Source organism: Stenotrophomonas sp. CCNWLW57, assembly GCF_037203925.1.
Taxonomy (GTDB): domain Bacteria; phylum Pseudomonadota; class Gammaproteobacteria; order Xanthomonadales; family Xanthomonadaceae; genus Stenotrophomonas; species Stenotrophomonas rhizophila_A.
The window spans coordinates 491,738-506,024 of sequence record NZ_JBBCBJ010000002.1 but is presented as its reverse complement, the minus strand read 5'-3'; the positions used below and the strand labels follow the sequence as shown (position 1 = coordinate 506,024).

At 67.6% G+C, this 14,287-nt stretch carries 14 protein-coding genes; 10 read left to right on the top strand and 4 right to left on the bottom strand.

The window, feature by feature from the left end; genetic code table 11:
• Nucleotides 1-52 precede the first annotated feature (52 nt).
• From V9K91_RS07135 to V9K91_RS07125, 3 genes are read left to right on the top strand one after another with little or no spacing between them, the layout of a single operon-like run.
• On the top strand, nt 53-754 hold the full coding sequence (locus V9K91_RS07135) for a C39 family peptidase (RefSeq protein ID WP_093533407.1): 702 nt from the start codon (nt 53-55) through the stop codon (nt 752-754).
• Between the two features lie 8 nt (nt 755-762).
• Nucleotides 763-1,545: a hypothetical protein gene (locus V9K91_RS07130; RefSeq protein WP_093533406.1), complete on the top strand. Its 783-nt coding sequence runs from the start codon at nt 763-765 to the stop codon at nt 1,543-1,545.
• A gap of 45 nt (nt 1,546-1,590) precedes the next feature.
• Nucleotides 1,591-2,901, top strand: a complete 1,311-nt coding sequence (locus V9K91_RS07125) for a transporter (RefSeq protein ID WP_068853510.1) — start codon at nt 1,591-1,593, stop codon at nt 2,899-2,901.
• 256 nt (nt 2,902-3,157) lie between these two features.
• Here the strand turns inward: V9K91_RS07125 and V9K91_RS07120 are convergent, their stop codons facing one another.
• The 3 genes from V9K91_RS07120 to V9K91_RS07110 all read right to left on the bottom strand — a co-directional run bounded on the left by V9K91_RS07120 (nt 3,158) and on the right by V9K91_RS07110 (nt 6,184).
• Entirely contained in the window at nt 3,158-4,495 is a 1,338-nt protein-coding gene (locus tag V9K91_RS07120) for a sigma-54 dependent transcriptional regulator (RefSeq protein ID WP_336443241.1), read from the bottom strand.
• Between the two features lie 244 nt (nt 4,496-4,739).
• Nucleotides 4,740-5,504: a C40 family peptidase gene (locus V9K91_RS07115; protein WP_336443335.1), complete on the bottom strand. Its 765-nt coding sequence runs from the start codon at nt 5,502-5,504 to the stop codon at nt 4,740-4,742.
• 146 nt (nt 5,505-5,650) lie between these two features.
• Nucleotides 5,651-6,184 carry a C40 family peptidase gene (locus tag V9K91_RS07110; protein ID WP_336443242.1) on the bottom strand — a complete coding sequence of 178 codons (534 nt, stop codon included), beginning with the start codon at nt 6,182-6,184 and terminating at the stop codon, nt 5,651-5,653.
• A gap of 116 nt (nt 6,185-6,300) precedes the next feature.
• On the opposite strand from V9K91_RS07110, the gene V9K91_RS07105 reads away from it, so the two are divergent.
• The 7 genes from V9K91_RS07105 (at nt 6,301) to V9K91_RS07075 (ending at nt 12,157) form a co-directional block, all read left to right on the top strand.
• Nucleotides 6,301-6,780 carry a peptidylprolyl isomerase gene (locus V9K91_RS07105; protein WP_068854722.1) on the top strand — a complete coding sequence of 160 codons (480 nt, stop codon included), beginning with the start codon at nt 6,301-6,303 and terminating at the stop codon, nt 6,778-6,780.
• 123 nt (nt 6,781-6,903) lie between these two features.
• Complete coding sequence (locus V9K91_RS07100) at nt 6,904-8,121, top strand: DUF418 domain-containing protein (RefSeq protein ID WP_336443243.1); 1,218 nt, start codon at nt 6,904-6,906, stop codon at nt 8,119-8,121.
• Nucleotides 8,122-8,180: 59 nt separating this feature from the next.
• Nucleotides 8,181-9,536: a glutathione-disulfide reductase gene (gene gorA / locus V9K91_RS07095; protein ID WP_336443244.1), complete on the top strand. Its 1,356-nt coding sequence runs from the start codon at nt 8,181-8,183 to the stop codon at nt 9,534-9,536.
• Nucleotides 9,537-9,608: 72 nt separating this feature from the next.
• Nucleotides 9,609-10,520, top strand: coding sequence for a DMT family transporter (locus V9K91_RS07090; RefSeq protein WP_336443245.1), 912 nt, complete (start codon nt 9,609-9,611; stop codon nt 10,518-10,520).
• Nucleotides 10,517-10,891, top strand: coding sequence for an MGMT family protein (locus V9K91_RS07085; RefSeq protein WP_249832870.1), 375 nt, complete (start codon nt 10,517-10,519; stop codon nt 10,889-10,891). Before V9K91_RS07090 ends, V9K91_RS07085 begins: the two co-directional genes overlap by 4 nt.
• A gap of 36 nt (nt 10,892-10,927) precedes the next feature.
• On the top strand, nt 10,928-11,599 hold the full coding sequence (locus tag V9K91_RS07080) for a rhomboid family intramembrane serine protease (RefSeq protein WP_068853500.1): 672 nt from the start codon (nt 10,928-10,930) through the stop codon (nt 11,597-11,599).
• A gap of 39 nt (nt 11,600-11,638) precedes the next feature.
• Complete coding sequence (locus V9K91_RS07075; protein ID WP_336443246.1) at nt 11,639-12,157, top strand: DUF4166 domain-containing protein; 519 nt, start codon at nt 11,639-11,641, stop codon at nt 12,155-12,157.
• Nucleotides 12,158-12,276: 119 nt separating this feature from the next.
• On the opposite strand, the gene V9K91_RS07070 is transcribed toward V9K91_RS07075, so the two are convergent.
• A complete protein-coding gene (locus V9K91_RS07070) occupies nt 12,277-14,286 on the bottom strand; it encodes a M13 family metallopeptidase (RefSeq protein ID WP_336443247.1) in 2,010 nt (669 codons plus the stop codon).
• Nucleotide 14,287: the final 1 nt, after the last annotated feature.

Sequence of the window (14,287 nt, the reverse complement as noted above, 5' to 3'; positions counted from 1 at the left end):
CCATCCTCCCCCTTTGGGGCAGGGGCTCCTTCCTTCTTCCGGAGCCATGCCGATGTGGTCGACCCGAGCCCTGTGCTGCGCGTTGTCGCTGTTGATCCTGCCGGTGGGCGCCTCGCGCGCCGGTGATGTGTCCTTCAGCGGCGTGCTGCCCAATGGCGCGGTGTACTCCCAGCGCGTGGAGAGCATGCAGGAACGGCGCTTCCGCAACGTGGTGCGCCAACACACCGATTACAGCTGCGGCGCGGCCGCTTTGGCCACGATCCTGCGTTATGCCTACCACCTGGACGCGGACGAAGGCACTGTGATCGAAGGAATGATGGGGGTCTCGGACCCTGAACTGGTCCACCAGCGTGGCTTCTCGCTGCTGGACATCAAGCGTTACGTGGAATCGATGGGCATGCGTGGGCGCGGCTACCGCGTCAACGAAGAGCGCCTGCGCTCGCTGCGCGTGCCCGGGCTGGTGTTGATGGATGTGCGTGGATTCCGCCACTTCGTGGTCCTCAAGCAGGTCCGCGGTGACGTGGTCGACGTAGCGGATCCGATCCTGGGCAACCGCAGCATACCCGTCAACGAATTTCTCGAATCATGGCCGTCGCGCGCCGTGTTCGTCGTCATCGGTACCGATTTCGACCGCAACACCGTGTTGCTGCAGCCCGGCGAACAGCCCAGTGCGCGTTCGCTGTATGCACGGCAGGGCCCGATCACCGACGCGGAACTGGTGGATTTCGGTTTCACCCATGCCGATCTGTTCTAGGAGGCACCATGAACATCGCAAACTGGACGCACACTGCACTGCTCGTCGCGCTGCTCGGGGTCGCCCCGGTACACGCCGCCGATGCACCCAACGCGCAGGAGCAGGGACGCCCCGGCAAGGGATTGAGCGAAATCCCCGACCCGGAACTGAAATTGATGCGTGGCCGCTACACCGTCAACGGCAATGCCGTGGCCTGGTTCGGCGTGACCATGATTTCCCAATGGCAGGCCGGCAACCAGTCCGCACAGAGCGCGCTGACCCTGGGCATGGATTTCAGCCATGGCGGCAACACGCCCAAAGTGAGCTTCACGCCCAGCGTCACCGTCACCGCGGCCGACGCGCCGCTGCCGGAAACCCCGGGGCGCAGCGTGGATTCGAGCGGCCTGCAGAACGTGGCCGGGCTTACCCAGAGCATCCAAGTGGCCGGTGACAACAACGTGGCCAGCAACGCCACCCAGTTGAACGTGCGCGAAGGCACCGCACCCACCACCACCGAACAGAGCGCCCCGCAGGCCAGCGCGCAGCAGGGCGGCGTGAGCGCCGTGGCCCAGCAGGACGGCAACGGCGCCAGCGTGCAGCTGCAGATCCAGGGCGTGGGCCAGGTGCAGCAATGGATCCGCAACGGCAGCGTCGGCCAGAGCATCGCCGTGGCCAGTGACGGGCAGTCGGCCAGCAACCGCATGCAGATCGACTTGGTGCGGCAGACCCTGGCCAACAGCGCGTCGCTGAACCAGAACGTGGCCCAGGCGATGAACCTGGTACGCGGCGTAGGCATGGGGCCCGGCCAGTAACACCGGCCGGGTGGGGGGAACGACACCAGAACGCAGGGCAAGGAAATGCACACCTCGATATGCACGACACCGCTGGCGCTGGCGGCGCTGGCACTGACCGCGTCAGCTGCGGCAAACGCCCAGGACGCACCGGCCACCCCGGCAGACGAAGCAGACGTAAAAGCGCTCATCCAGCAGCTGGAAACGCTCAAAGCCAATTACGCCCAGGAAGTGCGCCGGCTGCGCGAACTGGACATGCAGGTACAGGCCATGCAGGCCCGCCTGAGCGGCAAGACCGCACCGCTGGCCGGCGCCGCCCCGCCCGAACCGCTGCCCTCGAGCACCCCCGCCGCACCCCCGACCGGCGATGGCTACGCCAGCACCGCCGCCGAAGCGCAGCAGGCCAAAGAAGCCTCGCGCCGCAGCGTCGACGACGTCAAACAACAGACCTCGACCCTGTTCACCCGCCGCTTCACGCTGGAGAACAGCCTCAGCTACGCACGCTACGACCGCAAGCAGCTGACCCTCAACGGCTTCCTCGCCCTCGACGCGATCTTCCTCGGCAACATCGCCATCGAAAACGTCGAGTCCGACACCCTCACCTACAACCTCGCCGCACGCTGGGGCCTCACCCCGCGCCTGGCCCTGAACCTGGACGTGCCCTACCTGGCCCGCAAGACCGTCTTCCAGAAGGGCGGCGCCGGTGGCTCGGCTGCCGCCATCGCCCAGGAAGAAACCACCGGCAACGGCATCGGCGACATCAGCCTCAGTGCCAACTACAAACTGTTCTCCGAAAAAGGCCGCTGGCCCGAAACCGTGTTGACCGTCGGCGCCACCGCCCCCACCGGCCGCGAACCCTACGGCCTGAGCTGGAAAGTGCTCGAGCGCGACGACGACGACTTCATCCGCTTCGCCGTGCCCGAACAGCAACCCACCGGCAACGGCGTCTGGCAGGCCAACGTCGGCCTCTCGGCGGTCAAGACCGCCGACCCGGCCATCCTGTTCGCCAACATCGGCTACATCCACTCGTTCGAAAATAGCTTCGACGACCTCGACGCCAACCCCGATACCGTCAACCCCGGTGACGTCAAACTCGGCGGCTCGTATTACTTCGGCGCCGGCGTCGCGTTCGCCTTCAACGAACGCACCAGCCTGAGCATCTCCTTCAGCGACAAGCTCAGCGCCCGCGCCTCCACCCGCTTCAAGGGCGGGCAGTGGGTCAAGATCGTCGGCAGCGACGCCAACGCGGCCACGCTCAACCTGGGCATCACCTACGCACTCAACCAGAACACCACGATCGTGAGTCTGCTGGGCATTGGCCTGACGCCGGATTCGCCGGACTTCACGTTGGCATTCAAGGTGCCGTACATCCTGTAGCGCGCGTATCGACCAACGGTCGATACCTACCGCGGCCGGCAACGCGGAGGGCCGGCCAATGGCCGGCGTCAGCGAAGTCCCAGCTTTTCCCATGGCCACCGACCCGATGTCGAAGGGTCGGCGGGGGTGGGTTTGCGGGGGTGTGAGCCGCATGGATGCGGCGACCAAGCCCCCATGGATGGGTTTACGGCGTCCCCCGCAAACCCGCCCCCGCCGGCCCAAAGCCCGTACGTTCGCAAACCAAGGCTTTTCGCTCTCAGCGCAACTCAGGCAGAGCGAGTTGATGCTTGCGGCAGAGGCGATACACGGTAACGCGGGAAACCTGCATGGTGCGGGCACACGCAGTGATATTGAACGCGTTATCGCGCAGGGCCTGCAACAAGGTATCGCGCTCGGCCGCCTGGCGCGCATCGTGCAGCAGCCGCTGCGGCATCTCCACCTGCGGTGGCAGCAGCTCCAGATCGGCCACGTTGATCAGCTCGGCCTCGCTCACGATCGCCGCCCGCTGCACCCGGTTCAACAGCTCGCGCACATTGCCCGGCCAGTTGAACCGCAGCAGCGCCTGCGCCGCCTCCGTCGTGAACCCGCGCGCGCGCGTCACGTGCCGGCGGCGGAAACTGGCCAGGAAATGCTCCGCCAGCAGCAGGATGTCGCTGCCACGGTCACGCAGCGCCGGCATCGGCAAGCGCAGCACATTGAGCCGGTAGAACAGATCGCGGCGGAACTGCCCGCGCTCCACCGCCTGCTCCAGATCGATGTGCGTTGCCGCCACCACCCGTACATCCACCGCCAGCGGATGATTGCTGCCCACCCGCTCGATCGTGCCTTCCTGCAGCACCCGCAACAGGTTCGTCTGCGCATCCAGCGGCAGGTCGCCGATCTCGTCAAGGAACACCGTGCCCCCGCTGGCCGTCTCGAACAGGCCCAGCCGACGCGTCGCCGCACCGGTGAACGCCCCGCGCTCATGCCCGAACAGTTCCGACTGCACCAGCGCCGCCGGAATCGCCCCGCAGTTCACCGCCAGGAATGGCCGCGCATGGCGCGGTGACAGCGCATGCAGTGCCTGCGCCGCCAGCTCCTTGCCCGTGCCCGTTTCGCCCGTGACCAGCACCGGCAGTTCCACCGGCGCGAACTTGCGCAACGCCGCCCGTGCCACCTGCAGCACCGCACTGTTCCCGACCAGCGCCTGCGCACCGGCCGGCGAACGCGTCTCGTCACCGTCCGCCAGGTGCTGCAGCCGCTGTACCAGGCTGGAGAGATCAAACGGCGCCGTGAACGTCTCCACACACCCCGCCAGCAGCGACTGCAGCGGCGGCGTCGTGGGGTAGGGTCCGGGCGGCAGGATCGCCAGCACGCGCATGTGCCGGTGCTGCTCCAGCAGCGCCTGCAGGTGCTCCACGTTGCCGGGGGCCGCCCCGCGCAGGTCCAGCAGCCCGACCACCAGGTCGCTGCCGCGCATGCCGATGGCCACGCATGCATCGCTGGCCACCCCGCGCACCTGCCACCCTTCCGCTGCCAATGCGGCGCGCTCGGCCGCGTGTGGTTGCCCAAACCAGATCACACACCGGGCCGGAAATTCAGGGACTGCCGCCATGCGTCACCTTTACTGGAAAGATCCCGGGCGGTGTCTACTGGTCGGCGTGACCCCGGCGAGCCGCCCCACGCCGGAGTCAACAACCCCTGCCGAAGCCGGCCTGGGCTGGTCGCACGCACTTGGAATTGCTCGGACGACAGTAGGGACAACGCCAGTTGCCCCCGTTACCGGCCACCGGAGCCCATAACGAAAAAGGCCGCTGCACGGGGCAGCGGCCTTCAGGCGGCAGGGCGGGCCGGCCGGCTCAGAGCTCGACGCGGCGGGCCTGCATGAACTTGCCGCTCCAGTAGCCCGAGACCAGGCTGTCCACGCGGACGTCCTTGCCGGTGCTGGGGGCGTGCAGGAAGCGGCCCTCGCCCACGTAGATGCCCACGTGGTCGACCCGGCCCCTGCGGCCGAAGAACACCAGGTCACCGGCCGCCAGCGCGTTGCGGTCGTTGATCAGCTCGGCTTCGCCGTCATGGGCCATTTCACGCGAGACGCGCGGCAGGTCGATGCCCAGCGCGGTCTTGAACACGTAGCCGACCAGGCCGCTGCAGTCGAAACCGCTGTCCGGCGAGGTGCCGCCCCAACGGTACGGGGTGCCCAGCAGCGTCATCGCACGGCGCAGCAGCGACTGCACCTTGCCATTGTCGGCGGCCCCGCCGACCACGACGCCATTGGCACCGGAGCTGGCATCGTAGTTGGCCAGCAGGCGGCTCAGGTCGCCGGCGAACATCGCCGAGCGGTCCATGAGCGGAATGGTGTCGTTGGCCGCCAGGTGCGGAAGCAGGGCGGCGAGGGTGGCACTGGCAGCGGCATCGGCCTTGCTGCGGGCCGGCGCTTCAGCCTTGGGCTTGGCGGCGGCGGGGATCTCGGTGGCGGCTGCGGTGGCAACCGGAGCAGCATCGACGGCGGTCGTCGGTGCCGTCTGCGCCCAGGCCGGAAGGCTGGCCAGGCAGAGGGCGAAAGCGATAAGAGCGGGGCGGGCAGTGCGCCGGAAAGTGGCGGTCTGGCCTTGGCACGTCAGGTCGGCTGTCGTCACGCGGCGGTCACTGAATAAAAACGATGGGTGATGATGCCGTGTAAGACGTGTGATTTGGTACAAATTTCGTTAAAGTTTCGTTTATATGAACGTGATGGAGGTCACATTTTTAGACCTTTGCCCTGTTCATTTCAGTGAAGGACACGTTTCGCGCCTGTGTAGTGCTGCTTCCAATAGGTGCCGCCGAGCGAATCCAGCCGGACCGTTCCGCCGGTGCTCGGCGCATGCACGAAGCGCCCTTCGCCCACGTAGATGCCGACGTGGAAGACGTTGCCGCGGTCGCCGAAGAACACCAGATCGCCCGGTGCCAGCCGCTGCGGATCGATCTTCGGTCCCTGCACCGCCGCCAGGTCGCGCGAAGTCCGCGGCAGCTTCAGGTCCAGCATTTCCCGGTACACGTAGGCCACCAGCCCGCTGCAGTCAAAGCCCGACTCGGGGGTGTTGCCGCCGTAGCGGTAGGGCGTGCCGACCAGCCCGATGGCGCGCATCAGCACCGCATTGGCCGCCTGCGGGTCATTGGGCACCACCGTCGGCCAGACCTGGGTGGAGGCGGCCGGCGCACTCGGGCGGGTGGTCTTGCCGCCGCCGCAGGCGGCCAGCAGGGCCAGGGCAAGCACGGCGGCAACCCGGGCAACAGAGCGGTTCAAGCGCGGAACTGGCGTCATGTGCGTGATGTCCGGATAATGCGCGGCCTCAGAAGGCCGTCATGATGGCGGCGTACTTGGCGGGCGACAACCCGTCCCACCCGTCTGCCCTGGCAGCCTCAGCACAAGAGTTCCGCATGAAGATCGAAAAAGACCGCGTCGTCCGCTTCCATTACACCGTCGCCGAGCAGGGCCAGGAGCCGATCGAGAGCTCCAGGGACCGTGACCCGCTGGCGATCCTGATTGGCCACGGCAACATCATCCCGGGCCTGGAAGCCGCCATGCTCGACAAGGAAGCCGGCGCCTCCTTCGAGGTCGATGTGAAGGCCGCCGACGCCTATGGCGAGCGCAAGGAAGGCCTGAGCCAGCGCGTGCCGAAGAAGCACTTCGGTGAAACCCGCCTGGTGAAGGGTCAGCAGGTCGTGCTGCAGACCAACTTCGGCCCGCGCGCCGTGACCGTTGAAAAGGTCGGCATGAGCGTGGTCGACGTGGACCTCAACCACCCGATGGCCGGCAAGGACCTGCACTTCTCGGTCGAGATCGTCGACGTGCGTGAAGCTGCTGCCGCAGAACTCGAGCACGGCCACGTGCACGGCGACGGCGGCCACCAGCACTGAGTGCAGGCCACCGCCTGAGGCAACGGCCCGCTTCGGCGGGCCGTTGCGTATCTGCAGCCCCGAAATGCCGGGCGGCCTGCGTGCTGCGGCGGCATACTGTCCGCCCTGCCAAGCGAGTCGCCCGTGAAGCCTGTTTCCCCCACGCTGCAGCCGGTGGCTGCCGGCGACCGCATCGAAGTCATCGACATCCTGCGCGGAGTGGCGCTGCTGGGCATCCTGTTGATGAACATGGAAGCGCTGAGCGCCCCGCTGGACCTGGCCTTCACCGGCATCGACCCGCACTGGCAGGGGCTGGACTACTGGGTTGATGCCGCCGTCTACGTGCTGGTGCAGGGCAAGTTCTTCACCCTGTTCTCGCTGCTGTTCGGCGCCGGCTTTGCGATCATGGCGCAACGTGCCGAAGCGGCGCGCCGCGACTTCACGACCTTCTACCTGCGCCGCAGCGGCGGGCTGCTGCTGATCGGCCTGTGCCATGCGTTGCTGGTGTGGTCCGGCGACATCCTGGTGATCTACGCGCTGGTGTCGTTGCCGCTGCTGGCCACGCGCGAAGCGCCGCAACGCTGGTTGCCTGCGATGGGCGTGGCCACCTACCTGTGTGCGGCGGCGATGATGCTGCTGCTGGGCGCGATGCTGGGCCTGGTCGGACAGGTCGAAGGCGATGGCGGCGCCCTCGGCTCGGCCATGGCGCAGGGCCAGCAGACCGTCGAACTGCAGCGCCAGGCGTATGGCCATGGCAGCTTCGGCCAGGCGGTTGCGCAGCGGGCCAGCGATCTGGGCACGGCCCTGTCCGGGGCGCTGATCATCGGCCCGGAAGTGCTGGGCATGTTCCTGCTCGGCAGCTGGTTCGCACGCAGTGGCGCGCTGGCCGACCCGGCGCGGTTCGAGCGCCTCTACCGCTGGTTGCGGCGCGGCGCGCTGCCGGTTGGACTGCTGTTGATGCTCATCAGCGCGAGCTGGGTGCCGTACCTGGCGCCCGGCACGTTCACCCCCACCACCGGCGCAGCGTATGCGCTGTCGTCGGTGGCCAGCCTGTTGATGTGCCTGGGCTACCTGGCCTGGATCGTGCGCTGGCGGGACCGCCTGCGCGTGCTGGCGCCGATGGGGCGGATGGCGCTGACCCAATACATCCTGCAGTCACTGGTCTGCACCTGGCTGTTCTACGGCTACGGGCTGGGTGCGTTTGAAACGATGCCGCGTGCCTGGCAGGTTCCGTTCGCGGTGGCGCTGTTCGCATTGCAGGTGCTGCTCAGCCATGCGTGGCTGCGCCATTTCCGGTTCGGGCCGCTGGAGTGGATCTGGCGCGCGATGACCTACGGGCGTTGGCCAGCGTTGCGCCGATGAAACGATTCGGGCCGCGTCGTCACGTTTGAATCGCGACGTGGCATGGCATGCTGGTGCCCATGACAACGCATTACGACTACGATCTGATCGTGCTGGGCGGTGGCTCCGGTGGCCTGGCCGCCGCCTTCCGCGCAGCGCAGCACGGCAAGCGGGTGGCGATGCTGGAACCGGGCGAACTGGGCGGTACCTGCGTCAACGTCGGCTGCGTGCCGAAGAAGGCGATGTGGCTGGCGGCCGACCTTTCCGGGCGGATCGGCCTGGCCGCGTCGATGGGCTTCGATGTGCCGGCACGACCGGCGCTGGACTGGAAGGAACTGGTGGTGCATCGCCAGGCCTACATCGCCAACATCCATGCCAGTTACCTCAAGCGCCTGAACGACAGCAACGTGGTGCGCGTGCCGCGCAAGGGCAGGCTGCTGGATGCGCACACGGTGGAATGCAGCGATGGCATCCGCATCAGCGGGGAACACGTGCTGCTCGCCACTGGTGCCCACCCGCAGCGCCCGGACATTCCCGGCGCCGAACTGGGGTCGGTGTCGGACGACTTCTTCAACCTCTGCGGCGCCCCCGGGCGCGTGGCGATCGTCGGTGGCGGTTACATCGCCGTGGAACTGGCCGGCCTGCTGCAGGCACTGGGCAGCCGCGTGACGTTGCTGGTGCGCGGCGAACGCCTGCTGGAGCGCTTCGACGCCGAGCTGACCGCACAGCTGGCCGAGAACCTGCGCCACCAAGGCGTGCAGCTGCACTTCAATTACCGGCTGCGCGAACTGCGGCGCGAGGGCGATGATCTCATTGCTTACGGCCACGATGGCCCGGCCGAACCGCACTTCGACCAGGTGTTCTTCGCGACCGGTCGGCGTGGCAACAGTGCCGGGTTGGGACTGGAGGCACTGGGCATCTTGGTCGGTGACAAGGGCGAGGTCGAGGTTGACGACTGGCAGACCACGGCGGTGCCCAGCGTGCACGCCGTGGGCGATATCGCGGGCAAGGTGGGCCTGACCCCGGTGGCCATCGCCGCCGCCCGCAAGCTGATGGACCGCCTGTTCGGCGGACAGCCGCAGGCGAAGATGGATTACCAGAACATCGCGAGCGTGGTGTTCTCGCACCCGGCACTGGGCGCGGTGGGCTTGAGCGAAGAAGAGGCACGCGCCCGTCACGGTGACGTCCGCATCTACCGCACCAATTTCCGACCGATGCTGCAGGCGCTGGCCGACGGCACCCAGCGCAGCCTGTTCAAACTGGTCTGCGTGGGCGAAGAGGAGCGGGTGGTAGGCGTACACCTGCTCGGCGAATCGGCCGACGAGATCCTGCAGGGTTTCGCGGTCGCGGTGAAAATGGGCGTCACCAAGGCCCAGCTCGACGACACCGTCGCCATCCATCCGACATCGTCGGAAGAGGTGGTGTTGATGCGCTGAGGCGTATCAACACCCCCTGGGTAGCTGCCGACCGTTGGTCGGTAGACATCCGCTGATGCGACAATGCGTGGGATGTCGCACGCGCTTCCCACCTCTTCCCCACGCCTTGCCACCTCCGGCATCCTGCTCGCCGCCGTCGGCGCGGTAGCCGCCTCCGGCAAGGCCGTGATCGTCAAACTGGCCTATCGCCACGGCGTGGACGCTACCACGCTGCTGGCACTGCGCATGCTGATGGCGTTCCCGTTGTTCGCATTGCTTGCAGTGTGGTCGGCCCGCCGCGCCGCCGCCTTGTCCTGGGCCGACCGGGGCCGGGTGGTATGGCTGGGCTTCACCGGCTACTACCTTTCCAGCCTGCTCGACTTCCAGGGACTGCAGTACATCAGCGTGACCCTTGAACGGCTGATCCTGTACCTCAATCCCACCCTGGTGCTGCTGATCAGCCTGGTGCTGCTGAAAAAGAAGCCCGGGCGCTGGCAGGTGGCCGCGCTGGTACTCAGCTATCTCGGCGTGCTGCTGGCCTTCGGCCACGACCTGCAGCTGGAAGGCGGGCGCATCGTGCTGGGCAGTGCGCTGGTGTTCGCCAGCGCGCTCAGCTACGCGCTGTACCTGTTCGGCAGCGGCCAGGTGGTGGCGCGGATCGGCGCGATCCGGCTCACCGCCTATGCCAGCTGCGTGGCCTGCGTGCTGTGCGCGCTGCACTTCGCGGTCCTGCACCCGCTGCCGGTGCTGTTCCAGCAGCCGGTACCGGTGTACTGGCTGTCGCAGGTCAACGCGACGGTCTGCACGGTGCTGCCGGTGCTGGCGATCATGCTGGCGGTGAAGCGGATCGGCTCGTCGCTGGCTGCGCAGGTGGGTATGCTCGGGCCGGTATCCACCATCGTGATGAGTCTATGGCTGCTCGACGAACCCATGGGCCCCTGGCAGATCCTGGGGACGGCGCTGGTGCTGGTCGGCGTGCTGCTGGTCAGCCGCGTGCGCGCGTGAAAAAATCCGCGTCGCCAGCCGACGACGCGGTGGACGCTGCCGCGCAGGCGCGCGAGCGCATCCTGGCGGTGATCCGTGCCATTCCGCGCGGGCAGGTGATGGGCTATGGCCAGGTGGCCGCCAAGGCCGGGCTGCCGGGCCGGGCACGGTTGACTGCACGGGTGCTGGGCATGAACGACGATCCGGACCTGCCCTGGCACCGGGTGCTGCGCTCGGACGGGCGCATCGCGATGCCGGAAGGCTCGCGTGGCTGGCGCGAGCAGAACCAGCGGCTGCGCGCCGAAGGGGTGGTGATGGAGCGCGGGCGGGTCAAGCACATGCCGCGTGGCAGCGGCGATGACCTGGACGCGGCGGTGTGGGGACCGGGCTAGCCCGTTATGATGGGCGCGGTTCCAAAGGATGCCCCCATGTTCCCGCGACTGCCCACCGTCACCAAGGCACTGTTGATCGCCAACATCGTGCTGTTCCTGCTGCAGCAGCCGTTCCTGCTCGGCAACGGCACGTTCGAGCCGTTCATGCTGCAACCGCTGCGCGGTGGCTTCGACCCGTTCTCGCCGGGTGGCAATTTCCAGCCGTGGCAGCTGCTGACCTATGGATTCCTGCACGGCAGCTTCGGGCACCTGTTCTTCAACATGCTGGCGCTCTTCATGTTCGGTGCGCCGCTGGAGCAGACCTGGGGCGAGAAGCGCTTCCTGACCTACTACCTGGTGTGCGTGGCCGGTGCCGGCCTGTGCCAGCTGGCCGTGGGCGCGATGATCGCCGACCCGGCCACCGTGCTGGGCGCATCCGGCGGCGTGTTCGGCCTGTTGCTGGCCTACGGCATGCTGTTCCCCAACCAGCGCGTGATGCTGCTGTTCCCGCCCATTCCGATGAAGGCGCGCACCTTCGTCATCGTGTTCGGCGTGATGGAACTGGTGCTCGGCGCCACCGGTTGGCAACCGGGCGTGGCCCACTTCGCCCACCTGGGCGGCATGTTGTTCGGCTGGCTGCTGATCCGCTACTGGCGGGGGCAGCCGCCATTCAACCGGCGCCCGCCGGGTGGCCCGAAGCGGCCCAACCACCTGCGCAGCGTGAAGTAACTGCGCGACGTTCGCGCCGCCGCCAGCCTGTATCGGCAGGTGTTGGGCAGTGCCTACGATGCGCTGCCTGCGCAGGTGCAGGCGCTGCACGACACTTCGGGGGAGCATCGCTGGAGCGGTACGGCGCAGGTGCGTCGTGGCACCGGGTTGGTGTCACGCCTGGTGGCGGCGGTGATCGGTTTTCCGAAAGCGGGCGCCGATGTACCGGTCACCGTGACCTTCATGCCGGAGCAGGGCATCGAGCGCTGGACGCGTGACTTTGGCGGTCGCCGGTTCACCTCGTGGCAACGGCGCGGGGCAGGGCGCAACGATGCGCTGCTGGTCGAGTGCTTCGGGGTGATCGAGGTCGCGTTGGCGCTGGTGGTGGAAGGCGAACGGTTGCTGCTGGTGCCGCGGCGGTGGTCCTGCCTGGGCGTGCCGCTGCCGAAGGCGCTGCTGCCCAGGGGCACCACGTTCGAAACCGAAGTGGACGGCCGGTTCGTGTTCAATGTGGAGATCGCCGCACCCGGGGTGGGGTTGATCGTGAATTACCGGGGCTGGCTGCAGCCCGACGCGTAGGGCCACGCCCTGCGTGGCTTTGCGGTGCGTGGCGAAGTGCAGCCACGCAGGGCGCGGCTCTACGTGCATGAAAAAGGGCGCCCCTGGGGGCGCCCTCATTCAATCCATCAACGTTTCGCTCAGCGCCAGATCCTGATCTGGTCGCTGTCCACGCGCTGCATCGGCTGTCCCGGCTTGCAGCTGAAGGTGGCACCGAAGGCGGGAAGGTTGGACAGCGGCACGTTGGTGCGCCACTTGCCCGGGGCCAGCGTGTCCGCGGTCAGCCGCTGCGCGGCTTCGCCCGGCGAGAGCTGCTGCGGCCACAGGCTGGCCCAGGCGCGGAAGAAGCCCTGCTGCGCGGCCGGCTTGGCGGCAGGTTCGGCCGACTGGTAGGCCGCCCATGCCAGTTCCACGCCGGCCAGATCGGCCAGGTTCTCTTCGCGGGTCAGTTCGCCATTGACCTTGGCCCCCTTCACGCCGGGGAAGTCCAGGCTGCTGTACTGCGCAGCCACGCGGTTGCCCAGCAGGTTCCAGGCGGTCTTGTCGGCCGGGGTCCACCAGCTGCGCAGTTCGCCCTTGGAATCGACCAGGGCACCCTTGGCATCGATCGCACGGTTCAGTTCGTGGGCAACCAGCGCGCCGAAGCTGCCGTACTTGTCGGCGTTGTCGGCCTTGGCATTGAACACCGGGCCCTGCAGCACGGCGGCGGTGACGATCAGGCGGTTCTGCGCGATGTCGTAGGCCAATGCCGGCTGCTGCGGCAACACATCCCAGCGGCGGTCGGCGTTGCCTTTGCCGATGCGCTTCATTTCTTCGCGATGGCGCCAGGTGGAGGCGATCAGCATGTTGCCGCCGAAGCTGCCACGGCCCATCGGCTGCACGCTGTAATCGAGGTCGCGCAGCGGCGTGCCGATCTCGATCTTCAAGGCGGCCAGCTTGGCCTGCGCTTCGGTCTTGGCTTCCGGGCTCAGCCAGCTGCTGGCCTTCACCGCCTCGATCTGGGTTTCGCGGATCTTGTCGACGATCACCGCTGCCTGGCGGCGGTCATCGGCGGCGAGGTAACGTGCGGCATATTCACGGCCGACCATCGGGCCGGCGGCCACGTTCATCGCATCCAGCACCTGCTCCCAGCGGGCCGGGGCGATGGTTTCGCCACGGATCACGCGGCCGCGGAATTCAAACTCCGCATCGCGGTAGGCCTTGGACAGGTAGGGGGCCATGGCATCGCCCACGCGCCAGCGCAGATAAGCCTTCCACTGGTCCGGCTTGATCCGGGTGACCATGCCGTCGAGCGCCTTGAACAGCTCCGGGTCGGACAGCGAGACCAGGTCGTCGTTGACGCCCTGCGCCTTCAGGAACGCATCCAGCTGCAGGTTGCGGAAGCGGCTGTTGAGTTCCTTGGTGGAAATCGGCGCGTAGTTGTTGAACGGATTGTTGATGCCGGCCAGCGACTGCGCTTTGCGTGCCAGCTCGGTTTCCAGCGCGATCACCGCCTGCGATTCGGCCTCCAGCTTGTCGGCCGGGGTGCCGGTCAGGGCCAGGATCTGCTTCACGTACGCACGGTAACGGCCCATCAGCGCCACGGTATCGGCGTCGGTGCGGGTGTAGAAGGCCGGGTCGGGCAGGCCCATGCCGCCCTGCATGAAGTAGCCGATGTGGCGATCCAGCGCCTTCAGGTCCACGTCCGGGGCGAAGTTGAAGGCCACCGGGATGCCGACCTGGTGCAGCGCGGCAATCGAGGCCGGCACGTCCTTGGCCTTCTTGATGGCGTTGATGCGGGTCAGCAGCGGCGCGATCGGGGCCGAGCCGTCGGCTTCCACGGCTGCTTCATCCAGGCCGCTGGCCCAGAAGTCGCCCAGCAGCTTCTGCACGTTGCCCTGCGGCGCTTTCATCGCGCCGTCCAGCAGCTCGCGCTGCTGCACGCGGGTACGCTCGGCGAGCTGGCCAATGGCGGTGGTGGCACCGGTCTGCGGCACCGGGTTGGCCTTCAGCCAGCCGGCATTGGTGACGTCATGGAAGTCGCTGCACTGCGCGCTCACGGCGGGCGCACGGCTGGCGGCCTTCTTCTTCGGGGCGGCGGAGGCGTCGGTGACGACCAGGGTGGCCAGGCCCAGGCCTAGGGCGATGGCAAGCGGACGAAGGTTGGGCATG